This window comes from Deinococcota bacterium, from assembly GCA_030858465.1.
Classification (GTDB): domain Bacteria; phylum Deinococcota; class Deinococci; order Deinococcales; family Trueperaceae; genus JALZLY01.
The window spans coordinates 1-8744 of sequence record JALZLY010000082.1; the positions used below are offsets into that span (position 1 = coordinate 1).

Here is an 8744-nt window from a genome sequence, read left to right on the forward strand (position 1 = left end):
GTCATCGGCACCGTGCCGGCGTGCCCCGCCCGGCCGCCGAGCTCGAGCCGCGCCCGGCTCTGGCCGGCAACCGCGTCCACCACGGCCACAGGCTTACCCAGGCTGTCGAGGACCGGCCCCTGCTCGATGTGGACCTCGAGGTAGCCGAGGATATGACCACCGTTGAAGCGCTTCTCGAGCAGCCTTTCGCTCTCACCGCTGAAGCCTTCGATGGCCTCCGCCAGGCTCACGCCGCCCCCGTCCTCGCGCGCCAGCAGCTCGGGGGTGAAGCCGCCCGTATAGGCCAGGCTGCCCAGGAAGGGCGCGCCGAAACGCAGCCCCTCCTCGTCGGCGAAGCCCACCACCTCGACGGCGAAGGGCAGGCGGCGGCCGGTCACTTGCAGGCGCTGCACCGCGGCGACGCCCAGGAGTACGCCCAGGACGCCGTCGTACTTGCCCGCGTCTCTGACGGTGTCTAAGTGCGAGCCGATGATGAGGACCGGCGCGCCCTCGCTCAGGCCGGCGTAGCGCCCGCGCAGGTTGCCGACCTCGTCGGTCATGACCAGCATTTCCGCCTCTTCCATCCACCGCTCGACGGCGTAGCGGACGGTCTGCATCGGTGCGGAGAGAAAGGTGCGGGTCAGCCTGCCCTCCTCTTCGCTGAAGCCGGCGAGCACCTCGCAGCGGCTCATGACCTCGCGGGCGAGGGGCTCGGCACCGAGGTCTACGGGCTCCTCCACTAGCTGCCCCGGTAGGTGCTGTAGCCCCAGGGCGCTAAGAGCAGCGGCACGTGGTAGTTGTGGCCGGCGTCGGCGACGCCGAAGCGCACGGGCACCTCGTCCAAGAACTTGGGCTCGGGCAGCGAGAGGCCCGCGCGCTCGAGATAAGCGCCCACCCGAAAGACGAGCTCGTAGACGCCGGGCTCGAGCGCGCTCCCCTCGAGGAGCGGCACATCGGTGCGCCCGTCGGCGTTGGTGGTGACCGTCGTGAGGAGCTTGCGCTCGCCGCCCAAGCGCCACAGTTCGACCTCGAGGCCGGCGGCCGGGCGGCCACGGGCGGTGTCGAGGACGTGGGTGCTCAGGCGGCCCACGGCGTACTCCGGCTCGATGGTTCGGTGGCTCGAGCGCGTCGATCCCCCCTGCCCCCCTTGGCGAGGGGGGTGGTGAAGCTGGAGAGTTGAGCCTTAGCCATCCTGCTCTCCTTGCGTCATGGTGAGGGCGATCTGGCCGTAGGGGGGATGGGGGTCCCGGTAGACCTTGCGCCCCTCGTCCTCTTCGGCGACGAAGGCGGTGTCCCAGAGCCTGTTCTGCGCCTCGAAGGAGACCTCGGCAAGCTGCGGGAAGCGGCTCAGGATGCGCCCGCCCATCTCATGCAGGAGGTGCTGGATCGACATGCTGACGAAGTCGTGAAAGACGGCCCCGACCACGTCGCGGACCTGCTCGGCGGCGACGTAAAGGCTGTGGTCCTCGGCTATGAGGTCGCCTACCTTGTCGTAGCGCCAGTAGACGTCCAAAAAGATGTAGAGCGGCCGGTCGACGCGCTCGGGCAGGGTGGTGTGGGCGTCGCGGAAGAAACCGGCAAAGGAGGAGCCGCTCACCTTGACGAGCTTCAGGCCCAGACGGCCGCAGCGGTGACCAGTCACCCTGACGCCCCCGTCATGGCGGCTGAACTCGAGCTCGGCGAAGCCGCAGTCGCCCCCGCTCGGGCTGAAGAGCCTTTCGCTGCGGGTAAAGCCTCCCTCACCGGGCACGGTCGCCGCTTCGAAGGGAAGCTCCTTGCCCTGGAGCCTGAGCGCTTCCATCTGCGGGTAGGTCTCCAAAAAGCGCCTGCCGAGAAAGTCCAAAAAGCCTTCCTGTGTCGCCCCCTCGTAGTCGAGCGCGCCTTTGAGGACGAAGTTCTTCATGCTGTCGGTGGCGACGACCATGGTGTTGTCGCCCGCGGTGTAGGCGGGTTTGAAGTTGTCGCCGTAGACCCTCACGTCCACGTCGGCGGCGAAGAGGATGTTCTCGCGGCCCCCAAAGGCGGACTCGGGGACCGGGGTGAGGCCCCTTAGCGGCTTGGCGTAGCTGCGGTAGAGGGCGACGTTGCTCTTGCCGTAATGGGTCGCGCGGATCATGCTTATTCTCCTGTCAGGGCCATGAGGCGGAAGCGGGCGATCTTGGCGATCTCCAAGAGGGCGCGCGCCCTCTCGGCCTCGGCGTCGTTCATCAGGCGCTCCTCGAAGGCCGCCAGGATGCTCTCTTTGCTATGCCCTTTGACGGCGCTGACGAAGGGGAAGCCGAACCTCTCCTGGTAAGCCTCGTTGAGCCCTTGAAAGCGCGCGTACTCCCCTTGGCTCAGGCGGTCCAAACCCGCGCCCGCCTGCTCCCGTTTCGAACTCTCGGTGAGCTCGCCTGCCAGTGCCGCCCTGCCGGCTAGGTCGGGGTGGGCGCGGATGAGCGCCAACTGCCTGTCGCTACCCGCCTCCCGGACGACCTCGACCATTGCAGCGTGGAGTTCGTCTACCGTGGTGAAGGGACGCCGTTCCCACGCCCCCGCGGCCACCCAGGGCGAGCTCTCGAAGACGCCGCCGAGCCTGCGCGTGAAGTCCTCTCTTGCTGCGGTGTTGAGGGTTTTAAGGGGCGCGCTCACGGTCAGGCGATTATACGGAGGCTGCTTTCGGACCGTCAATGAGTGGCCTGCTCCAGAAAGGACAGCTCGAGTCTCAGCTTGCCGGTGCTGAGCTTGACGGCAACCTCCCACAAACTTGCCACACCGAGAAGGTCGCGAAAGGTTGCGCCTCTTTCAGGTCATCACCCCCTCCTCGGTCTCGGCGATGAGGTGATCGACTACTGCGCTGAAGTCGTTTGTTGCTTCGTAGACCCTGAGCTGACGGTCGGCGCTCGAGCCCTCCTCTAAGATCTTGTAGGCGTACTCGACCTCCTGGCGGCTGCCGAGCTCGTCGACCACATCGCCGATAAACCACTCGAGCAGTTCGCGGACCAGCTCGCCCGCGGGCAGTTCCTGGTTTTTGCCGAAGTCGACCAGCTTGCCGCCCAGGCCGAAGCGCACCGCGCGCCACTTGTTCTCCTCGATAAGGTCGCCGGGGTAGACCCTGAAGGTCAGGTTGTCGCGGCGCAGACGCCAGAGCTTGGCGATAATCGCCTGCAGCAGCGCGGCCACGCAGACCGCCTCGTCGACACGGGTGCAGACGTCCAGAAAGCGAAACTCCAAGGTCGGGTAGACGTGGTGCGGGCGCACGTCCCACCAGATCTTCGAGCCGTCGGGGATGCAGCCCGTGCGCACCAGCTTGTCCTGAAGGTAGACGTAGTCGCCCCAGGACGGAATGATGCGGGGGATGCCGGTGCGGGGAAAGTTGCGAAAGACCACGCTGCGATAGCTCTTTAAGCCGGTGTTGCGGCCCATCCAAAAGGGCGAGGAGGAGGTCAGGCAGAGCAGATGGGGGATGAAGTAGCGCGACACGTTCAGGGCGTCGATCAGGAACTCGCGGTCTTCGATGCCGATGTGGATGTGGGTGCCGAAGATGAGCAGCTGCTGGGCCAGGTCCTGCATGTCCTCTTTGACGCCCAGGTAGCGCTCGAGCGGGGTGATCTCCTGGGTGAGCCATGACGAGAAGGGGTGGGTGCCCGCGGCGACGATCTTGAGCTTGCTCTTGGCCGCCAGCTTCATCACCCCGCGCCGCAACCGAACGAGTTCATCGCGCACGTCCCCGGGCGTGTTGCAGACCTCGCTGCCCACCTCGACGATGGACTGGTGCAACTCGGGCTTGATCGACAGCTCGCGCAGCTCAACGGCGTCCTCTTTTAGAATCTGGGTGATGTAGGACCTGAGCTCGCGCGTTTCCGGATCGATAATCTGGTACTCTTCCTCGATGCCGATGTTGAGCGAGGGGGGCTTCATCTCGTGCTCCTTTCCTGGGGCGTCTCGAGGATGTCTTTGGCTAGCAGCCGTCAGCTATAGCCGTCAGTCAAAGACTTGCCGAGGGCTGGGCGCCCGCTAGCGCCGCTCGACCACCAGGGTGGCGAGGCTCGAGCCGCCCCCGGCGGTCACGTTGACCAAGGACTCGGTGGAGAGCCGGGTCAAACAGCCGTCCATGTAGTCGCCGTTGAAGATGAAGGGGGCGGTGTCGACGATCCGCTCCTCGAAGCGGAGCTCGCCGCCGATCAGGCTCGGGTAAACTTCCGTCGGCAGGGTAATGCGCTCCTGGACGACGAAGGGCTCGGCGAGCGCGGCCCTGATGGCGGCCTCCCACTCCTCGGCGCTGGCCTCCCAACCGAGGACGATGCCCGCGCCGCCGTACTCGTCGTTGGGTTTTAGGACCAGCTCGTCCTTGCGCCCCAGCAGGAAGGGGACGAGGTCGATGTCCGTGCCGTGAAAGGTGCTGCGCCGCTCCTCGACGCGCCGGGTCCAGGGGATGTGGGCGAGGATGGCCTCCCGCTCGCTCGCGCTGAAGAGATGGGCGTTGCGCTCGTCGTGAAGGACCGCCAGACTGGCCTTTTTGTGGAGGATCTTGCAGCGAAAGGGGTTGACCATGCACACCGCCCGGTCCCTCACGGCCTGCACCACCGGGTGGTCCATGCCGCCGCGCTCGATGAGCTCGCTGATCAGGACGCGCTTGTAGAGGAGGTCGACGGGCTTGTCCTCGGCGTAGAGCCTGCCGCCCCGGTACTCCACCTCGCGCGGGTCGCTGATGAGGCAGTCCAAGCCCTGCGAGGAGAGGTACTCGGCGGTGATCTCGAACTCGCTGTAGGTGGGCACCTCACGCCAGTCGAGGATGGCGACCTTGGGCTTGTCGCGCCGCCCCGACCACTGCTGGTAGGCGTCCAAAAGCGCGTGCATGACGTTATGGCGGGCGGGCTGCGGGCGCACCTCGAAGTGGCGCAAAAAGGCGCGCATCACCGGCAGGCCCAAAAAGGCCGCCGCCAGCACGTCGTTGTAGGCCGCCGCGGCGGGCGTCTCGGCATTGTACTCGGTAAAGCGCAGCCCGCCCCGGTCGTGGACGAAAAAGGCGTCCAAGCGCGACACCGGACTGGGGTCCTTGAAGCCGGGGTCAAAGGCGATCAGCTCCTCTTCCCAGTCGAAGAGGGCGTACTGCTCGCGAAAGCTCCGGTCCGCCATGGCCGCCTGATAGCTCTTGTCAAAGGCGCAGAGGAGGACCTTGACCCGCGCCTGCAAGAACCTGTACTGCTCGGGGGTCAAAAAGCGCGGCCGGAGCACGCTGCACAGCGGCCTGCTGCCGAAGTAGAGGTTGTGCCGCTTCATCTGCTCCTCGAGCTGGGCGTGGGACGCCTGCGCCAGCTCGCCCGTGAGCAAGTCGTGATAGCTGTCGATCGCTTCTTGGAGCATGGCTCACTCCTTATGCGCCCACGTCCAGGTCCACTAGGACCCCTGCTAGTGCAGGTACGGACTAGGGCGGGTCTAGTGACCCTAGCATCTTTTTCTTGCGCCCTTTGGACTCCTTGGGCCCCGGCGGGCTCTTGAAGAGCGCGGCCCAGCCCAGCGCCGCGAGCTGCGGCTTGGGCTGCTTGGCCCGCCGGATAGCCAGATCGGCCATGCCCTTGACCGCCCACTCGAAGTAGCTCGGCGTCAGCGAGTAGACGTCCATGTCCGGCGCGGGGTTCATGAAGTCAATCGCGTAGGGCACGCCGTCCTTGACCGCCCACTCCATGCTGTTCATGTCGTAGCCGAGCGCGCGGACGATTCGGCGCGAGTCCGCCACCACCCGCTTGCCCAGCTCGGGGCTCATGTGCTCGTGCTCGACGTGGTACTTGCGCTCTCCCGGGTCGTACTTCATCGGCAAGATGTGCTCCTGGCCGAGGCAGAGGCAGCGCACGAAGTGGTCCCACTCGATAAACTCCTGGACGATCATGGTCAAGAGCCCCGAGTGGTTGTAGTAGTGGATGAGCTCGTCCCCGCTGCGGCAGACGTAGACGTCCTTCCAGCCGCCGCCGTGGGCGTCCTTCAAGATGCAGGGCAGGCCGACGTAGGCCAGGATGCCGTCCCAGTTGAGGGGGTAGCGCAGGTTGCGCAGGCTCTCGTTGTGGACGATGCCGGGCACGTAGTCGCGGTTGGGCAGGGCGACCGTCTTGGGGGAGGCGACGCCAAGCCTGGTGATCAGGGAGGCGCCGAAGAACTTGTCGTCGGCGGTCCACATGAAGGGGTTGTTGATGACGGTGACGCCCTCGAGCGCGGCGTGCTTGAGATAACTGCGGTAGAAGGGCACCTCGTGCGAGATGCGGTCGATGATGACCGCGTAAGGGACCTCTTCGTCCATGCTCACGCCGCCCAGCTTGACGTACTCGGCGATCACGCCCTCGCCGCGGCCGTTCACCTCCTCGATAAAGGCGGGCGGCCAGGACCACTCCCGCCCGACGATGAGGCCGACCTTGAGGGGCTCTTTCTTGCTCGCCTTCTTGCGCTTCTCGCTCATCTTCTCCTCCAGAGTGGGTCCACCAGAGTAGGTCCGCGTGTGTGGCCACGCCGGCGTGCTAGAGTTTGCTCCCGCCTCGCCCCTCGCCCTATCGTCCTCCCGACGCCGCGTTTACGGCGGGGAACGCCCTTACCATACCCGACCTGTGAGGCTCGCGCCGCGAGTGGCGTGGGGCGCCTGCTGCGCTAGTCCGAACCGCCGATGTAGTGGCGGATCATCTTCTGCCAGTAGGGCCAGTCGTGGCTCCAGCCGTCCCAGAGGCGCAGGGCGTTGCCGACGCCCTTGCTCCAGAGCAGGCTCGACAGCTGCTCGTTTTGGTGCCGGTGGGAATCATCCTCGCCGGTCACCAGGATGATGTCCTGGCGCCTCATGGCCGCGAGCCGGCCGGGGTCGCGCTCGTTCGCCAGGTAGTCCGGCGGGTTGTTGAAGTAGACGTTGTCGTCGTAGTGGCCGTCCGCCCAGCGCCTGATGTCGTAGATGCCCGAGAGGCCGATCAGCCGGTTCACCAGATGAGCGTGGCGGAAGGCGAGGTTGGCGGCGTGGTAGGCGCCGAAGCTGGCGCCGGTGGTGATGAGAAAAGGATTGCCGTTTTTCCGGGCCGACAGCGGCAAGACCTCGCGCAAGAGGTAGTGCTCGTACTCCACCTGGCGCCAAGCCCGATCACCCGGCCACTTCCAGCGGGCGTACCAGCTCTCGCTGTCCACCGAGTCCACGCAGTAGAGCTGAATCCAGCCGCGCTCCAAGTGCTCGCTCAGGGCGCCCACCATGCCCATGCCCTCCCACTCGAAAAAGCGCCCCTGCGAGGTGGGAAAGACGAGTACCCGGGCGCCCGCGTGACCAAAGACGAGCAGCTCCATGTCGCGGCCCAGTGAGGGGCTGTGCCAGCGGTGGTATTCACGGTTCATTGGACCTCCGGCAACTGCTGCACCGGGCCTGTGGCTTTGGCGTCATCACCTTCTGTCTCACCTGTCTCACATGGGCGGCAGCACTCGCTTTGGCCGCGGTAGGATGCGGGCGCGGTCATGATTCTGAAATCAGCGTCATACTACCATAAGCACAGCAAGGTGCCCGAAGAAGGTTTATGGACCGGCAGCGCCTTTGGAAACGGCAGCGCCCTTAGAGCGGCAGCGCCCTTGGAGAGGCAAATCATGTGATCAGCGTGCGGGACTATACGGGGGTGGCGGGGTCTGCTCAGCCCAACGTGGTGGGGACGCTCAAGGTGTTGGAGGGCGTCTACAGCCCGCGGCTGCGCAGCCGCCGCGACCTCTTCGTCTACCTTCCCCCCTCTTACGCCGAAGGTTACAAGCGCTACCCGGTCATCTACATGCAAGACGGGCAGAACCTCTTCGACAGCGCCGCCAGCTTCTCGGGTGAGTGGGGCGTCGACGAGACCCTGGAGGCGCTCAGCCATGAGGGCCTAGAGGCCATCGCCGTGGGCATCCCCAATGGCGGCGCCGAGCGCCTGAGCGAGTACAGCCCCTTCGCCGATCCGGCCCACGGCGGCGGCAAGGGCGAGGCCTACTTGCGCTTCGTCGTCGGCACCGTCAAGCCGCTCGTCGACCGCGAGTTTCGCACCCTGCCCAGGCGGCGCCACACCGGCATCCTGGGCTCGTCGATGGGTGGCCTGATCAGCCTCTACGCCTTTTTTCGCCACCCGGAATACTTCGGCTTCGCGGGCGCCATGAGCCCCGCCTTCTGGTTCGCCGACAAGGCCATCTTTTCCTTTGTCCGCGAGGCGCCCCGGCTGAGGGGCAAGCTCTACTTGGATGTGGGCACGGACGAGTACGGGCCCCACCAGGCCGGCCTGAGGGCCAGGATGCAGGCCCGCGGCAAGTCGCGCCGCCACGTCGCCGAGGTGCGCTACATGCATGACCTGCTGCGTCAGCGGGGCTTCCGTAGAGAGCAGCTTCGCTACGTCGAGGAGGAGGGCGCGCAGCACCACGAGCTTGCCTGGGCCCGCCGCCTGCCTGGCGCCTTGCGCTTTCTCCTGACGCCCTAGCGGCGCCGGTCAATGCGTCCAGCCGTGAGCGGCTCCGAAGCGCGTGCGGAGGATATCTTATATTCCCCCTTCTGCTTGTGTATTTTGGCAGAGCGCCTCCTCAGCAGGGATATGCTCCAGCAAAGCGAGGTAATAGTCTTTCCTGCTCATACCTCACCATAGGCTTTGCCCACCCTTCAAACTTGGACTTAAGGCTCAAATTGTCATGGAACATCCGATGAGGCGGTATGGCCTTTTCGCTGTACCGGGGATTGTGCTTCACGCTGAGACAGCGGGCAAACGAAACTTCATATTCGGTTCATGTGTTCGCTATATCTTTAACGAGCAAACGAAACC

General features: G+C 65.6%; 9 protein-coding genes. 1 reads left to right on the forward strand and 8 read right to left on the reverse strand.

Annotated elements, in window-relative coordinates; all coding sequences use genetic code 11:
* From M3498_03795 to M3498_03830, 8 genes are all read right to left on the reverse strand, one after another.
* The coding region (locus M3498_03795; GenBank protein MDQ3458418.1) for a M20/M25/M40 family metallo-hydrolase at positions 1 to 719 on the reverse strand (719 nt) is incomplete at its 3' end.
* Positions 719 to 1069: a hydroxyisourate hydrolase gene (gene uraH, locus M3498_03800; protein MDQ3458419.1), complete on the reverse strand. Its 351-nt coding sequence runs from the start codon at positions 1067 to 1069 to the stop codon at positions 719 to 721. The genes M3498_03795 and uraH, both read right to left, overlap by 1 nt.
* Before the next feature lie 93 nt (positions 1070 to 1162).
* Positions 1163 to 2095 carry a urate oxidase gene (gene pucL / locus M3498_03805; protein ID MDQ3458420.1) on the reverse strand — a complete coding sequence of 311 codons (933 nt, stop codon included), beginning with the start codon at positions 2093 to 2095 and terminating at the stop codon, positions 1163 to 1165.
* 2 nt (positions 2096 to 2097) lie between these two features.
* The gene (uraD, locus tag M3498_03810) at positions 2098 to 2610 is read right to left on the reverse strand and encodes a 2-oxo-4-hydroxy-4-carboxy-5-ureidoimidazoline decarboxylase (protein MDQ3458421.1); all 513 of its coding nucleotides are present in this window, start codon (positions 2608 to 2610) and stop codon (positions 2098 to 2100) included.
* A gap of 153 nt (positions 2611 to 2763) precedes the next feature.
* Positions 2764 to 3879 (reverse strand): carboxylate-amine ligase, encoded by a 1116-nt coding sequence (locus tag M3498_03815; GenBank protein MDQ3458422.1) that lies wholly within the window; start codon positions 3877 to 3879, stop codon positions 2764 to 2766.
* A gap of 96 nt (positions 3880 to 3975) precedes the next feature.
* Positions 3976 to 5325: a circularly permuted type 2 ATP-grasp protein gene (locus M3498_03820; protein MDQ3458423.1), complete on the reverse strand. Its 1350-nt coding sequence runs from the start codon at positions 5323 to 5325 to the stop codon at positions 3976 to 3978.
* Positions 5326 to 5386: 61 nt separating this feature from the next.
* Positions 5387 to 6409 carry a hypothetical protein gene (locus M3498_03825; GenBank protein MDQ3458424.1) on the reverse strand — a complete coding sequence of 341 codons (1023 nt, stop codon included), beginning with the start codon at positions 6407 to 6409 and terminating at the stop codon, positions 5387 to 5389.
* A gap of 185 nt (positions 6410 to 6594) precedes the next feature.
* Positions 6595 to 7314, reverse strand: a complete 720-nt coding sequence (locus M3498_03830; GenBank protein MDQ3458425.1) for an esterase — start codon at positions 7312 to 7314, stop codon at positions 6595 to 6597.
* 254 nt (positions 7315 to 7568) lie between these two features.
* On the opposite strand from M3498_03830, the gene M3498_03835 reads away from it, so the two are divergent.
* Positions 7569 to 8408: an alpha/beta hydrolase-fold protein gene (locus M3498_03835; protein ID MDQ3458426.1), complete on the forward strand. Its 840-nt coding sequence runs from the start codon at positions 7569 to 7571 to the stop codon at positions 8406 to 8408.
* Positions 8409 to 8744: the final 336 nt, after the last annotated feature.